This window comes from Bartonella sp. AA2SXKL, assembly GCF_042197205.1.
Lineage (GTDB): Bacteria > Pseudomonadota > Alphaproteobacteria > Rhizobiales > Rhizobiaceae > Bartonella.
The window spans coordinates 1-281 of the sequence record NZ_JBHIRN010000233.1; the positions used below are offsets into that span (position 1 = coordinate 1).

The following is a 281-nucleotide window of genomic DNA, read 5'->3' on the forward strand; positions in this document are numbered from 1 at the left end:
TTTCTGCCAGTGGATCTTGAATTTCTCTTTGGATAATGCGTTTGAGAGGCCGCGCGCCATAGAGAGGATCATAGCCCTTATCGCCAAGGAATTGCCGAACCTCTGGTTCGATATGCAAAGTTATTTTGCGTTCATTGAGCAAATTTTGCAAATGTTGTATCTGGATATCAACGATAGCTTCCATGTCGCTACGTTGTAATCTCTGAAAGAGAATAACCTCATCAATACGATTAAGAAATTCGGGACGAAAAGCCGCTTTTACAACATTCATGACATCATTT

1 pseudogene is annotated in these 281 nt (G+C 40.9%); it reads right to left on the reverse strand.

The window, feature by feature from the left end:
- Positions 1-281, reverse strand: a pseudogene (locus ACFINS_RS10915) (ATP-dependent chaperone ClpB); the annotation flags it as partial.